Source organism: Paenibacillus athensensis (genome assembly GCF_004514475.2).
GTDB lineage: Bacteria > Bacillota > Bacilli > Paenibacillales > NBRC-103111 > Paenibacillus_AL > Paenibacillus_AL athensensis.
On the sequence record NZ_MYFO02000003.1, the window covers coordinates 298,366 to 313,459 of the forward strand.

Below are 15,094 nucleotides of genomic sequence, written 5' to 3' on the forward strand. Positions count from 1 at the left end.
CTCATCTGCGGAGCAGCATGTCCGCCGATCGGGGCCGCGCTGCTGCGCAGCAGCCTTCGGCTGCGGATTTCATGAGGGAGGTAACGGAATGTCCTGGAAAACTGCGCTCTATCATTATGTCTATGCCAAAAATCAGGCGGAGTTGGAGGGGCGCGCCGAGCCGATGGCTCCCTATGTCGCCGATGCCGGGTTCCTGCGCGACCAGCAGCAGCGGCTGGCCCGACTGGCCGACAGCCTGCGCGAGCGCGGCGCGCGGCCGCTGCGCTGCGAAACGAAGCTGCGGCTGGCCGGAGTCAAGGAAAGCGGCGGCGGCATCGTCGCCGACATTGAGCTGCGCCGCAGCCTGCTGTACCGCATCGGTACGGTCGAGCATACTGAGGAGCGGGCCGAGCCTGAGCGGCTGACGCTGCGCGAAGAGGACGGCCGTTGGCGGATTCGCGGTCTGGAGAGCCGCTTGTCCGAGCGTCAGACGCCGCCGGGCGGGCGCGCCGGTATTTTTCCGCCGTTTGCCGAGCCCGCTCTCCGTTCGCCTTCCCTTCCTTATATTAACTATAGTATACTCAACACCGGGGAACCGCCTTCCCGCAATCCCGGATATAACCGGGCCAAAGCGGTGGCGTATGCCGAGCGCTGGTGGAATTCGGCCAATCCCGCTTATTTGACTTTTGAGGTCGATTGCACCAATTATGTCTCGCAATGTCTCTTTGCAGGGAAAGGCGCGATGGACTATACTGGGAAAAGGGAAGCGGGCTGGTGGTATGCCGGCAAGCAAGGCGGTCAGGAGCTGTGGAGCTACAGCTGGGCTGTTGCGCACAGCCTGCAGGCTTATGCGGTCGGCCGCCGGTCGATTTTCCACGGTGAAGCGGTGGAGCGCCCCGAGATGCTCGTGCCCGGCGACATCATCAGCTATGATTGGGACGGAGACGGACGGTATCAGCACAATGCGATTGTGACGGCGCTGGACGCCGGCGGCATGCCGCTGGTCAATGCGCATACCTATAACAGCCGCGCCCGGTATTGGGAATACCGCGACTCGCCGGCATGGACGGAGCGGACCCGGTACGCCTTCGTGCGGATTGCCGACGAATAAACGAGGAAATGACATATAGATGGAGGTACGGCATGGACCGTAAAATACGAGTAGGTCTGATCTACGGAGGCAAATCCGGAGAGCATGACGTGTCGCTGCAAACCGCGCTGGCGGTCATCAAGGCGATGGATTTTGAAAAATATGAAATTACCCCCTTTTACATAACGAAGATGGGCGAGTGGCGCAGCGGAAGTCCGCTGCCCGGTCCGGTGGACGGAGTCAAGGCGCTGACCTTCGAAGCGGGGGCGGCCGGCGGAGAAGCGTCATTTGCGCTTGCTCCGATTTTTGGCGCTTCCGGCGCGGCTGCCCGTCTGGACGTGGCGTTGCCGCTTCTACACGGCACCTTCGGCGAAGACGGCACGATTCAAGGCTTGTTCGAGATCGCCGATATTCCTTATGTCGGCACCGGCGTGCTGGCCTCCGCCGTCGGTATGGATAAAGTGATGATGAAGAAGGTTTTTGCCCAGGAAGGACTTCCGCAGTGCGTGTTCCGTCATTTCACGCGGACGCAGTGGGAGCGGAACCAGGAGTATTTATTGACGGAGACTGAGGTGTCCATCGGTTACCCGTGTTTTGTCAAGCCGGCCAATCTCGGCTCCAGCGTCGGCATTTCCAAGGTGCGCAACCGCGAGGAACTGCTTGATGCCGTCAGCTTTGCGTTCCGATACGACCGCAAGGTCATTATTGAAGAGAACATCGACGCGCGCGAGATCGAAGTCAGCGTGCTCGGCAACGACGAACCGATGGCTTCGGTGCCGGGCGAAGTCGTATCGTCGAATGAATTTTATGATTATAAAGCCAAATATATCGACGGCAAGTCGGCCATGATCATTCCCGCCGATGTTCCCGCCGAGCTGGCAAAACAGCTGCAGGAGCTGGCGATTCGCGCGTTTCAGGCGATTGACGGCAGCGGCTTGTCGCGGGTCGATTTCTTCGTCGGCAAAACCGACGGCAGCATTTACGTCAACGAAATCAACACGATGCCGGGCTTTACCCCGTTCAGCATGTATCCCCTGCTGTGGAAGGAGTCGGGCAAGCCGTACCGCGAGCTGCTTGACGATTTGATCCGCCTGGCGCTGGAGCGGCATGAAGCGAAGCAGCGCATCCAATATACTTTTGATGTGGAGTAGATGAAGATGGGATTTGAAACCGAATTTAACTCCGTGTGCAAATTCAAATCGGAGCAGGAGCTTTATGAGCTGCTGGAGTACGGCCGCGGCAAAATGGTCAAAAGCGGCTTCCGCGTCTATCCGACCGGGCAAAAGGTCATCGCCTACACGCCGGACAATCAGGCAATTGCCATCGTTAAGATCGTTGCTTCGATCGCCGAAATCAATTTTCAGGGCGAAGAAGTGACGCAGGTGGAGATGGAGCTAGTGCGTCGCCTGAGCGATGAAGAGGCGCGCGTACAGACGGCGTTGGCCGACGAGATGTTTTTTGGCGAGCGGGCTTAAGGTGAAGGCAAGAAGAGAGGAAGCGAAGGGGCATTTCCGTTGCGGCGGGAGTGCCTTTTTTGCGTGGAAATGGGCGGATCTGTAAGGTCGGACAGCAGCTGCATGGCCGCCAAGCGGGCGTCCGGTTTGCATAGTTCTGGCAGCGCGGGGAGACGCTAACGATGGACGATAACTATCGGAACAAATTGCTGGGGGGCTTTATTGATGATTGTGCGCTTGGGGTACGTTGCGATGTCTATGGAGGTGAAGAACGCTTCGCCGTCCAAAACGATGACCGCTACCGCGTTCGGCAAGCTGGGCGACCGGGAAGCGGCCATTCGCAAGCTGGAACGCATTGCCGCCGAAAATTTGCACAACACGCTGCGGCTGCTGCGCCATAACCGGGCTCACGACATCCATGTGTATCGCTTTTCGTCGAAGCTGATTCCGCTGATCGGACACGAGCTGCTCGAAGGCTGGGACCCGTTTCCCGCGTTGCGGGAAGGATTTGCCGAAATCGGGCAGTATGTGCGGCAGCATCATATGCGCGTGAGCTTTCACCCCGATCATTTCACGGTGTTGAGCACGCCGCGTCTGGAGGTGCTGGGCAAGTCGATTGCCGATCTGGAGCGGCATGTGGCGATGCTGGAGGCGATGGGGCTGGGCACGGAGGCCATGTGCAACATTCACGTTGGCGGCACGTACGGCGATAAGGCGAAGGCTGGCGAACGGTTCGTGAAAAATTTCGGCAAGCTCCGCCCCGAGGTGCGGCGCCGCATGACGCTGGAGAACGACGACAAGACGTTCACGGCGCTGGAGACGCTGGAGCTGGCCGAGCGTGTGCGCGCTCCGCTGGTGCTCGATATTCACCATCATGAGGTGAATCCGGGAAGCGAAAGCGCCGCCGAGCTGTGGCCGCGCATTCAAGCGACGTGGGCCGGGCGCGGCGGGGCCGTCGAAGCGGCCGGAGCCGATCGGGGGGACGCCGGAGGGCGGCCGGAGACGGCGGAGCGCGCTGCGGCCAGCGGTGCGTTCGCCGAGGCTGAGGCGGGAGCGGGAGCGGCTAGGGGCGCTGTGGCTGTAGCCGCGCCACCGCGGAGCGGTGAAGCTCAGCCGGCAGAGGACGTTGCCGGGCTGCCGCGCGGCTCAGGCGGGCTGCCGCCGAAAATCCACGTCTCCAGCCCGAAAAGCGAAAAAGACCCGCGCAGTCACGCGGATTATGTCGAAGCCGGGCCGCTGCTTGCTTTTCTGCGGGAGATTGCGCCGTCAACGCCGCGGCTCGACGTGATGATTGAAGCTAAAATGAAGGACGGCGCGCTAGCGCGGCTCATGGACGATTTACGGCAGCAGGCAGACGTCACGCCCCTTGATCAAGCCAGCTTTGAGCTCAAAGCTTGAAAAGTTTGGGAAAATGGAGTACTTTGAAGAGTGGGAATGTTCAAGTACAATCCATAGTCGAGAGGGGCTTTCTGAAGCTATGAGTCAACTGTTGCAAGGAAAAAATATAGTGGTCATGGGTGTGGCCAACGACCGCAGCATCGCTTGGGCGATTGCTCAATCGCTTGCCGCGCAAGGAGCTACGCTCGCTTTTACATACGAGAACGAACGGGTGGAAGAACGCGTCCGCAAGCTGGCCGCAACGATTCCCGGCTCGGTGATGCTCCCGTGCAACGTGACGTCGAATGAGGAAATCGATGCGTTGGCGGCAGCGCTCAAGGAGCAGTTCGGCACGCTGCACGGCCTTGTGCACAGCATCGCCTTCGCCAAGGGCGAAGAGCTCGAAGGCATGTTCGTTGACACGTCGCGCGACGGCTTTGCACTGGCGCACGACATTAGCGCGTATTCGCTCGTGGCAGCGGCGCAGCGCCTGTATCCGCTGATGACGGAAGGCGGCAGCATCGTCACGATGACTTACCTCGGCGCCGAGCGCGCGATGAAGAACTACAATGTGATGGGCGTAGCCAAAGCCGCTCTCGAAGCGAGCGTCCGCTATCTGGCCGCCGATTTGGGCCAATTCAACGTGCGCGTCAACGGCATTTCTGCCGGTCCGATCCGCACGCTGGCTGCGAAGGGCATCAAGGATTTCAACTCGATCTTGCGTCAGGTGGAAGAGAAAGCGCCGCTGCGCCGGACAACGGAAACCGCCGAGGTAGGAGACACGGCCATGTTCCTGATGAGCCAGCTGTCCAGAGGCATCACAGGCGAAATTATTTACGTAGACGGCGGTTACCACATCGTCGGCATTTAATCATTCGCGGCGATTTTAGCCGCAGCATGCATTCCATCCCGTCAGTCGGCGGGGTGGAATTTTTTTTGTAGTACGAATCGGAATTTTGGAATATAATGGAATTTACCACGACGGGATGAGTCTGGCGGAGAGGAAGGATGGATTTAAACAGTGGTCAATACCGGACAAGCTAAAAAAGCTTATAAATATCGTTAAATTTCGCTGGAAAACAGGGCGGAAAATATTTACTGACAAATTTCGTTATGGTATGATTTGAAGTATCTATATCTAATCCAAAAGACCTTTTTTTAGGACTATGTACCCACTAACATTTTTGCCAGAAAACGGTTTTGAGCGGTATGAGGATGGAAATCATTTTGGTTCGGAAAGGTGAAGCTGCACTTATGAAAAGACGGGTCTCTTTGCTGGTCATCTTTACTCTGATTTTTCAGCTGGCCGCTGTGTTTGCGCCGGCAGCCTTTGCTACATCGTCCGTGCAAGGACCTGTAGCGCCTTCGAGCGTTACGGCTCAGGTGTATGGAGCGGATGAAGATTCCGCGCAAATCCAGTGGAGCGGCGTGGCCGGAGCAGCCGGCTATAAGCTGTACCGTTCCAAGAGCTCTGGTTCGGGCTATGAGCTTGTGCCCGGGGGGACGGTGACGGGGGCCGTGTACGGTCTGGTCGATCCAGCCGCACCGGGAACACTTAGCTCCGACGTCCGGTATTACTATGCCGTAGCGAGCTTTTGGCCAAACGGCCAGGAATCGGCTTTGTCCAAGAAAGTTAGCGTAGTATTCAAAAAGAATACGGCGTCCGTTCCAGGTAGCCTGCGGCTGACCAACGAGCGCAACGTCGTGTCGCTCACATGGGGCGCTGCGGCCAATGCGGTTGAATACCGCATTTACCGCGCTTCGGACAAAGATGGACCGTTCACGCAGCTGGCGGCCGGGCTGAGCGCAGATACGACTGCTTACGTCGATGCGAGCTTTGCTCAATTGGCAGTGCCTGTGAACAGCGCGTATTACTACGCAGTAACCGCCGTTAACAAATACGGCACCGAAACGGCAAGATCGGGCCTTGCCGGCACGACGAAGAAAGCCCCTGCAACTCCGGGACTGCCCGTGGCTCAGTTGATCGGCGACACCATTCAAGTACAGTGGCCGGTGGTAGAAGGCGTTTCTAAATTTGAGCTTACTCGCTCAGTCAAAACGAACGGTCAAATGGTTGTTGACCAGCAGTGGACGGTGGACGGCACCTCTTATTCCGACGTGCTCACGCCACAATATTTGCCAAACGATCTGGTGTATTACTACAATGTTAAATCGGTTGACGAGGTGGGTAATGAATCCTCGGCCTCTCGTACCGTAACCGTCGTTGTACCGAAAAATATTGCCTATGCCCCCAAATCGGTCAAAGCGGTCAATATGGATGAAGTGGTAACGGTATCTTGGGCGCTTACAGCCAATGCCGTTAAATACAACGTCTACCGCTCGATGAGCAAGGACGGCCCTTACCAGCTGATCGCCGACGGCGTACCGGCTACGCAGGACCGGATCGTTGACAACAGCTATGAAAAAGTGATCGTTTCCGCAAGAACGAATCTGTATTACGCAGTCACGGCAATCAATGCGTTCAATATCGAATCGTCCAAATCCTCGGTCCGCGTGGTGACGGTGAAGCCGCCTAAGGCGCCGGACGTATTTACCGCCCAATATCAGAATGGCACCATCGTGCTGAATTGGTCGGATGTGGAGGATGCGTCTTCCTACAAAATCTATCGCTCAACCGATTCGAAAACCGGGTTCCAGCCGGTCAGCGGCCCGCTTTCGGCAACGACGTTTGTGCATGATTTGCAGCAGCAGGATTCCCCTTCGGATATCCGCTACTACTATGCCATTTCCGCTACGGATCAGTTCGATAACGAATCGTCTCTGCTGAAAAAGGTCGGCGTCACGGTTCCCAAAACGATTCCGTACACGCCTTCCAAGGTAAAAGCATACAACAACGCCAATGTGATCAACCTGACCTGGGCGGCTGCCAAAAACGCAGTCTCTTACAAGGTTTATCGCTCCACCTCCAAGGATGGCACCTACGAGCTGGTACTTGATCATGTGACCGATCTTTCGTTCCAAGACACGTATTTCGCTCAATATCGCGTGCAAGCCAACACGAATATTTACTATCGGGTGACTGCGGTCAACCGTTTCGGCACCGAATCGGTCAAAAGCGGAGCCACCTACGTGACGATTCGTCCGGCTGCGGGCCCAACCGCGTTCGGGGCTCAAGAGGTTCAGGGCTCCGTGCAACTCGTCTGGTCGCCGACGTTTGGGGCAACAGGCTACAACGTCTACCGTTCCACACAGCTTCTTACAGGCTATGAGCTGCTGAACGATACGCCGCTGACTGCGGCTCAGTTCACAGACACAACTGCCGGAGATACGATCGCTCAAGACACGACGTATTACTACGCGGTTGCTTTCATCGACAAAACCAATCACGAGTCGTTGCTTTCGCAGAAAGCGACGGCGCTTGTTCATCCGCAGCCGGTAGCTGCTCCGTCGGCCGTGTCCGCCGAAGCTGCCTCCGACCGGAGCGTGACGGTGACGTGGACCGCTGCTCCGGGCGCTGCTGCCTACAATATCTACCGCGCAGCGGGCAGCGCTGCTGCCGTGCTGGCTGGCACCATCCAAGCCGACGATGAGCTGGTATTTACAGACAGCTCGTATGTCCAAGCGCAGCTCCCAGGCGGCGTGGAGCTCACGTATTCCGTGAGCGCGGTTAAAGCCAACGGGCTTGAGTCCGCCAAATCGGCCGCTGCCGTAGTCGTGCTGGGCGCAACCAGCCTGCTGACCAACGGCGACTTCTCGGTAGCCGGAGCAAGCGGCGTTGCCGAAGGCTGGACCGGCGATGCAACGCCTGGCGTAACCGGCGTCCAATACGCCGTTAACGACCAGCAGGGGCTCGGCAAGTCTCAGCATATTCAGGCTTCGGGTCTGTGGGACGGCGCCGGTGCGCTGGTCTATCAGAACGTAGCCGTTCAGAGCGGTCAACCGTTTTCGCTGAGCGGCCAGCTGGCCGTGCAGAGCGCAGATAAAGCGAAATTCCAGCTTTACATGGATTTTTACGATAGCCAGAATAACTGGGTAGGCTTTACGATTAAGGATTACGCAGGCGTCAGTGCGGAATTTGGCAGCATCGGCGTTGCCGGCACTGTACCGGCGTCGGCTGTGCGGGCTAAAGTCAGTCTGGTTGCCCGCGGAACGGACGCAGGCGGCACGTTATCGGCAGATGTGGCCGGCTTGAAGCTGGTCTACCTGCCGGCTGCTGAACAAGAGGCGCCAATCGTTGTCGACAAGCTGCCTAAGGGCAATGCGCAAACTGCCGGCACTCGTGTCATCAGCATTGTGTTTAATGAAAATATCCTTAGAGGCCCGAACTTCGGCGGCATCAGCTACGTCGTTCAGGGGCAGGCCGTAACCCCGGCGATTACCGTCGATCCGACGTCGATCAAGGTTCAGCCGGCTGACGTGGGCTTCCAGCCAAACGGACAGATTCAACTGGATATTCCGCAAGGCGCGTTTACTGACTTGGCCGGCAACCTGTCGCCGCAGGTCAGCTATTCGCTGGATGCTGTAACGGCTGCATCCGAAGTAAATCTGATTACGAACGGTTCGTTTGAAAAAGCGGGCGATGTGCAAGGAACGGCAAGCGGCTGGACGAAGGTTGTTTCCCAGGGAGCAACCGACAGAACGCAGATTGTTGCGCAGCCGGTTACCTCGGGCGCTTCCGCGCAGCGCATTGCCGCTGACGGATTGCCGCAGGACGGCGTGGCGATGATCTATCAATACGTGCCGATTGAAGGCGCGCGCAAATATGCCTTGATTGGCGATTTGCAGGTGCAAGCTCTCAATCATGCCAAAATTCAACTCTATGTCGATTATTTCACCGCCGACGGTCAATGGACCGGAGGAGATGTGAAGGACATTTCAGGCGTAACCGCAGGCTACAAGCAGGTTACTGCCGATTTGAATCCGCCGGCTGCAGCGTCCTCGGCGAAGATTCACGTCATCCTGCGGGCGACGGCAAATGGCGGTAGCGGAGAAGCTTATCTCGACAGGCTGCGACTCCTGCTGGATACGGCACTGTTGACCAACGCAGGCTTTGAAGCGGAGCTTGGTGGAGACGGAAGCATTCAGGGCTGGCAGACGGTCATTTCCCCGGATGCTACGGGCTCCGTACAGTTGGAAAGCGAGCACGTGCCTAGCATGAACGGCTTGCAGGCGCTCAAAGTATCCGGTTCGGCGATGTCCGAAGGCAGCGTTGTGATGCTGTATCAAACGATTCCGGTTGCAGGCGGACAGCGTTACGCGATGAGCGGCAACTTCCACGTTGTCGATCTGGTGAACGCCAAGGTGCAGTATTATATCGACTTTTACGATGCCTCCGGCCAGTGGGCTGGCGGAACCGTAAGCGAGATCACCGCGCCGGATGCGAACGTTCACGATTATGCACTCAAATACGATGTGTTTACGACGCCGGCCAATGCCGCTTCGGCCAAGGTCCACCTGATCTTGCGCGCGACAGGCAGCAACGGCTCCGGTCTCTACTATGCCGACGGTCTGGATATCGCGTTGTACGACGCGCAAAGTCAATTGAAGCCAGCGGTGCAAGCTGCGGTTCCGCAAAACGACAGCGCTCAGATTGCTTTGAATCAGCCTGTTGTGCTGACATTTGATAAAGCCGTAACTGCTTACGATTTCTATGACGAAATTTCAGTCAAAGCGGGCAATGCCGCTGCTGCGATTGTAAAAAGCGTTAACGGAGCGGTACTGACGATCCAGCCTGCTTCCGGTGCATGGGAGCCGGGTACGGCCTATACGGTGACGCTGCCGTCCGGCGCTCTGCGCGACGTTGCCGGTCGCGGAACGAATGAAGCTTACGAGCTTCATTTCACAACGATGCTGGATCCGATGGGCTCGGTGCTGCTGAACGGCGATTTCGAGCAGGGAGCCGATTCGGAAGGCGTAGGCAGCGGCTGGCAGCATGTGGTTTCTCCGGGTGCTGCGGCAGAGTTTGCCGTTGTGAGCGACGAGCATACTGCAGGCAGCCTGGCGCAAAAAATCACCGCTAGCGGCCTGCCAAATGACGGCGTGGCGATGATTTATCAGCTGGCTCCGGTGAGCAGCGGCCAGAAATATAACCTGATCGGCAGCATCAATGCCGTTCAGCTGCAGGACGCCAAGATTCAACTGTACGTTGACTTCTTTAATGCCAACAACGAGTGGGTCGGAGGCAGCGTGAAGGAGCTTACTGCAACGACAAACGGTTTTGTCAATGTGCAGGATAGCTGGACGACGCCTGCGGGCGCAGCCTTCGCCAAGGTGCATACGATTTTGCGGGCTACGGCGGAGCAGGCATCCGGCACGATCTATGTCGATGGCTTGAGTCTGAAAGCCGACACCAATCTGTTTGTGAACGGCAGCTTTGAATATGGCGCATTGGGCGCCGGTACAGCAGACGGCTGGCAGAAAGCCATAACGGAAGGCGCTGCCGACGACATTCAGGTCGTCAGCGGGCCGGTGGCCGAAGGCGGCAAAGCGCAGCAGGTAGCGGCAACGGGGCTGGCCAACGGCGGCGTGGCGATGGTTTATCAAACCGTTCCGGTTCAAGGCGGCAACGCCTATCTGCTGAAAGGCAGCTTCAACATCGCTACACTGAACGACGCCAAGGTGCAGCTATATGTTGACTTCTACACAGCCGACTATCAGTGGGTTGGCGGCAGCGTTCAGGAATTGACGCAGACGACGAATGGTTACGCACAGGTGCAGGATCAGCTATCCGCTCCGGCTAACGCGGCGCTGGCCAAGGTGCATGCGATTTTGCGGGCAAATGGCGACAACGCCGGTGGTGTTTTCTACGTCGACAATATGCAATTGCAGGCCAACTGATAAGGTATAATAGAGCCTTTGTTACCCATAAGCTGAAGCCCCGATTCGGGGCTTCAGCTTATGATATCTAAAAATCTCCAAATCGAGAGGAGCCGGCGCCTTGAACAGCGAAGATAACACCTATGGCAAGCGATCGGCCAAACATGGAAGGCCCGGACGCCAGAGCAATCGGCGGATGGCTTATCGCAAGCTGCTGCTTACAATTGCTGTTTTGGTTGCGGTTTCAGTCGGCGTATACGGCCTCGGCTCGATCAAGGGCATAACGACCGAGGAAGTCTTTTATGGCAGTCCGCTGCTGATTCGTCTGGCCGAGAAGCTGTATCCCGAAAGCTTGAGCATTCCGTATAAAGGCAAGAGGATCGCCGACCGGGAGGTGCGTATTGAAGATCCGATGTACTCGGGGGGAACGTTAACGTATACCGAATCTCCCGATGCGCGTATTGAAGTAACCTTTGTCGGAAGCCGCATTGTCTGGAACGGGCTGCGGGGCAATTACAGCGGGCAATCCAAGGTATATCTGGACGGTCAGCTGCTGCAAACGATTGATTTATATTCGCTGGAGGCGCAGCCGCAGGCAGAGATTTTTGCCAGCGATTGGCTGACGAGCGGCTGGCATACGCTGCAGCTGCAAGCGACCGATCAAGCCAATCCGGCCTCGCTGGGCCATGTCTTGTCGCTGGACTATTTTCTCGTGACAACGTCGGACGGCGAGCAGCGTCTGGAAGACGCAGACCCGCTGGTCAAATATATTCATCCGAATCATTATTACTATTTGCAATTCCTGTTTCGCAAAACTTTGCACATGCTCATGTATTTTACGTTCACCTCATTGCTGATGTTTGGGATCAGGGCGGCTGCCAAAGGTCGCTATTTATGGCTGGGGCCGGCTGCGCTGCTGCTGGTCGCCTGCGCTGACGAATACCATCAGGCGTTTATCCCGGGCCGCACGCCAAGCTTTGAGGATGTGTTAACAGATTCAATCGGCATTGTGCTCGCTGGCATCTTGTGGGGGCTGCTGCTTAGGAATAAAAGGCGACACGCTGGGGGGGATCTACCGTGAATTATGCCAGACGATTGCTACTGCTTATAACGATGGACATTGCGCTGATCTGGTCGAGCCTGTCTTCCGCTTACATTTTTCGTTTTCAGGGCGAGGTTCCCCGAATGTATTGGGACCAATTGCTCGACTACGCGCTAATCTGCTCGGTGCTCGTGCCTGTATGCATGTATATTATTAAAGCTTATCGGCACGTGTGGGAGTATGCCAGCATCCGCGAGCTGCTGACGATTGTGCAGGTCATTTTTATTACGCAAGCAGCGGCTTACCCGCTGACCTATTTGCTCAGCGGCTCCGTGGTGCCGATTTCCGTCTACGTGCTGTCGCTGGAGACGATGATCATCTTGATTGGCGGCATTCGGTTTGCCAGTCGGCTTATCCGTTGGCGGCTGGACCTGCGCCGGGGCAAGCCTTATCGGGCGCTTATTGTTGGCGCGGGCAGCTGCGGCCGGCTGATCGCTACCGAATTACAGCGCAATCAGGCCTCGCAAATGAATCCGATCGGGTTCATCGACGACGATGTTAATAAAAAGGGACTGATCGTAGCCGGCTTGCCGGTTTTTGGCGGCCGTCAGGTGCTGCAGGAGACTGTGCAGGCGATGGGCGTGCACGAAATTATTATTGCGATGCCGTCGGTTAGCCGCCAGCAGCTTTCGGCGATCATCGAGATGGGCAAGACGACCGGGGCCAGGCTGAAAATGATTCCGCATTACAACGATCTGATCCACGGCAAAGTATCGATCAACGAAATCCGCGAAGTCGACGTGGGCGATTTGCTCGGGCGCGAGCAGGTCAAGGTCGATCTCGTAGAGATTTCGGAATACTTGCGTGGCAAAACCGTGCTGGTCACCGGAGCCGGCGGCACGATTGGCTCGGAGCTGTGCAAGCAGATTGCGGCATTTGAGCCGCGAAAGCTGATTTTGCTCGGGCATGGCGAAAACAGCATCTTTTTAATCGAGCAGGAGCTGCGCAGGTTGTATAACGGTCTGAATTTCGTCTCGATTATCGCCGATGTGCAGGACCGCGAGCGGATGTTCAGCGTATTTGAACAGCATGTGCCGCAGGTCGTGTTCCACGCCGCTGCCCACAAGCATGTGCCGATTATGGAGAACAATGCGTCGGAAGCGATTAAAAATAACGTGCTGGGCACGAAAAATACCGCCGATGCCTCCAGCCGCTATAAAGCCGAGCGGTTCATCCTGATTTCGACCGATAAAGCAGTCAATCCGACCAGCATTATGGGCGTCACCAAGCGCATCGCCGAAATGTACGTGCAAAGCCTGCGCTCGGAATGCAAATTCGGCGCGGTTCGCTTCGGCAACGTGCTCGGCAGCCGGGGCAGCGTCATCCCGACCTTCAAGCAGCAGATCAAGCACGGCGGTCCCGTGATGGTGACCCATCCGGAAATGATCCGCTACTTCATGACGGTGTCCGAGGCGGTGCAACTGGTCATTCAGGCAGGAGCTTGGGTGGAGGGCGGCGAAGTATTCGTACTGGACATGGGCAAGCCGGTGAAAATACTCCAGCTGGCTGAGGACCTGATCCGCTTGTCCGGCTTCGAACCGCACAACGATATCAAAATTGAGTTTACCGGCATTCGGCCCGGGGAAAAGCTTTACGAGGAGCTGCTGACGAGCGAAGAGGGGCTGACCTCGACGTGTCATAACCGGATTTTTATCGGCCAGCCGGCATCGATCAACCCGATGGAGCTGGATTTCAACATCAAGCGGCTGGAAAAAAACGTTGGAACGAGCACCGCAGAGCTCAAGGAGCTGCTGAAATCAATCGTTCCGACCTATCACAATGTTTCGTAAAAAGGAACGTGCCGCTTTGGGACAGCGCAAACCCGTTTTTCTGAAAAATGTCGGATATAATTTTATGGGTTACGGCATTCCCGTTCTGGCGGCTGTGGCCATCATTCCGTATTTGATCGGTCGGCTGGGCGAGGAGCGCTTTGGCATCGTCAGCATGCTGTGGGCCGTCGTCTCCTATTTCGGCTTGTTCGATTTCGGTCTCGGACGAGTCGTTACGATGCTGATTGCCAAAAGGCAGCAGGATCAGGACGGCGAAGAACTCAGCGAATCGGTCTCGACCGCCTTTGGCATGATCGTGCTGCTGTCGCTGGTCGGGGGCGCTCTGCTGGCGCTGCTGGCTCCGTGGCTGGCCTTCCGGCTGCTGCATGCCAGCGAAGCGCTGCGCCCGGAGATCAACGCCCTGTTCCTGCTGATGGCGGCAGCAGTGCCGCTGATTATCGCTTCCACCGGCTTTCGCGCCGTGCTGGAGGGCTTTCAGCGCTTCGACCTGGTCAACGCGATCCGCGTGCCGTTCGGCATCCTCGTGTTCCTGGGCCCGGCGTTGACCGCGCCATTCACCAGCAGCCTGCCCTACATCGGGCTGACGATGCTTGGCGGTTATCTGCTGACGTTTGCGCTGTACGCGTATCTCAGCCGGCGTCATCTGCGCCTGTCGTGGCGCAGCTTCCGCTTGCGCAGCGTGCCGCGCCTGCTCCGGCTGGGCGGCTGGCTCACGGTATCCAACGTGATCAGCCCGATCATGTCCTACATGGATCGGCTGTTCATCGGCATGCTGGCTTCCGTGAGCGTGGTTGCCTACTACGTGACGCCGTTTGAAGTGACGAGCAAGCTGCTGATGGTATCCGGCGCTGTGGCGTCGGCGCTGTTTCCGGCGTTTGCTGCTGCAGCCGCAGCAGGGACGAGCGGGCAAGCCGCCAGGCTGCAGCGCGCAGGCGCAGCGCTGATCTACGGGCTCGTCTTTCCGCTCGCGCTGGCGCTCGTCACCTTTGCGCCAGAGGGGCTGCGGCTGTGGATCAACGCCGATTTCGCCGCCCACGGGCAAACGCCGATGCAGCTGCTCGCTGCGGGCGTGCTCGTGAACGCGCTGGCGATTGTGCCGTTCACGTATATTCAGGCCGCCGGGCGGCCTGACGTTACGGCCAAGCTGCACCTGCTGGAGCTGGCGCTTTACGCCGCCGTGATGGTGCTGCTGATCCGCGAGTACGGCATCGTAGGCGCAGCGCTCGCTTGGCTTTTGCGCGTATGCGCCGACTATGCGCTGTTGCTGCGGATGCAGAAGCGGCTGGCCGCTTCTGCTCCGGCCGAGACAACGCCGGAGGAACGCGGCGTTCCGCGCTGGCTGTGGGCGTACAGCGCCCTGTGTCTGGCGCTGCCGTTCTGGCCGCTGCCGCTCGGCTGGCGCATCGCTCTGTTTGCGGCGCAGCTGGCCGTTCACGGCCTCATAGTCCTCAGACACCCGGCGATGAAGCGCTCGCTGGCCGGGCTGCTGGCTTCGGTAAGGGGGAATGGAACATTGTAGGTCTTG

General features: G+C 57.7%; 9 protein-coding genes. All 9 read left to right on the forward strand.

From position 1 onward, the window contains the following. Positions 1-88 precede the first annotated feature (88 nt). The 9 genes from B5M42_RS07820 to B5M42_RS07860 all read left to right on the forward strand — a co-directional run bounded on the left by B5M42_RS07820 (position 89) and on the right by B5M42_RS07860 (position 15,088). A complete protein-coding gene (locus tag B5M42_RS07820) occupies positions 89-1,090 on the forward strand; it encodes an amidase domain-containing protein (protein WP_134755452.1) in 1,002 nt (333 codons plus the stop codon). A 32-nt stretch (positions 1,091-1,122) separates the two neighbouring features. Beyond that, on the forward strand, positions 1,123-2,220 hold the full coding sequence (locus tag B5M42_RS07825) for a D-alanine--D-alanine ligase (protein ID WP_134755454.1): 1,098 nt from the start codon (positions 1,123-1,125) through the stop codon (positions 2,218-2,220). 6 nt (positions 2,221-2,226) lie between these two features. Further along, complete coding sequence (locus B5M42_RS07830) at positions 2,227-2,544, forward strand: hypothetical protein (RefSeq protein ID WP_134755456.1); 318 nt, start codon at positions 2,227-2,229, stop codon at positions 2,542-2,544. Positions 2,545-2,748: 204 nt separating this feature from the next. Continuing rightward, positions 2,749-3,921 carry a UV DNA damage repair endonuclease UvsE gene (uvsE, locus tag B5M42_RS07835; protein ID WP_134755458.1) on the forward strand — a complete coding sequence of 391 codons (1,173 nt, stop codon included), beginning with the start codon at positions 2,749-2,751 and terminating at the stop codon, positions 3,919-3,921. A gap of 79 nt (positions 3,922-4,000) precedes the next feature. Further along, on the forward strand, positions 4,001-4,771 hold the full coding sequence (fabI, locus tag B5M42_RS07840; RefSeq protein ID WP_134755460.1) for an enoyl-ACP reductase FabI: 771 nt from the start codon (positions 4,001-4,003) through the stop codon (positions 4,769-4,771). A 383-nt stretch (positions 4,772-5,154) separates the two neighbouring features. Then, entirely contained in the window at positions 5,155-10,698 is a 5,544-nt protein-coding gene (locus tag B5M42_RS07845; RefSeq protein ID WP_167690149.1) for an Ig-like domain-containing protein, read from the forward strand. A gap of 100 nt (positions 10,699-10,798) precedes the next feature. Then, on the forward strand, positions 10,799-11,758 hold the full coding sequence (locus tag B5M42_RS07850) for a VanZ family protein (RefSeq protein WP_134755464.1): 960 nt from the start codon (positions 10,799-10,801) through the stop codon (positions 11,756-11,758). Continuing rightward, positions 11,755-13,569, forward strand: coding sequence for a polysaccharide biosynthesis protein (locus B5M42_RS07855; RefSeq protein ID WP_134755467.1), 1,815 nt, complete (start codon positions 11,755-11,757; stop codon positions 13,567-13,569). Before B5M42_RS07850 ends, B5M42_RS07855 begins: the two co-directional genes overlap by 4 nt. A 16-nt stretch (positions 13,570-13,585) precedes the next feature. Next, positions 13,586-15,088: a flippase gene (locus B5M42_RS07860; protein WP_167690151.1), complete on the forward strand. Its 1,503-nt coding sequence runs from the start codon at positions 13,586-13,588 to the stop codon at positions 15,086-15,088. The last annotated feature ends 6 nt before the right edge of the window (positions 15,089-15,094 follow it).

Coding starts and splice junctions, on each gene's coding strand:
- B5M42_RS07830 (WP_134755456.1), top strand. CDS start 2,227: ATGGGATTTGAAACCGAATTTAACTCCGTGTGCAAATTCAAATCGGAG.
- uvsE (WP_134755458.1), top strand. CDS start 2,749: ATGATTGTGCGCTTGGGGTACGTTGCGATGTCTATGGAGGTGAAGAAC.
- B5M42_RS07820 (WP_134755452.1), top strand. CDS start 89: ATGTCCTGGAAAACTGCGCTCTATCATTATGTCTATGCCAAAAATCAG.
- B5M42_RS07825 (WP_134755454.1), top strand. CDS start 1,123: ATGGACCGTAAAATACGAGTAGGTCTGATCTACGGAGGCAAATCCGGA.
- B5M42_RS07845 (WP_167690149.1), top strand. CDS start 5,155: ATGAAAAGACGGGTCTCTTTGCTGGTCATCTTTACTCTGATTTTTCAG.
- fabI (WP_134755460.1), top strand. CDS start 4,001: ATGAGTCAACTGTTGCAAGGAAAAAATATAGTGGTCATGGGTGTGGCC.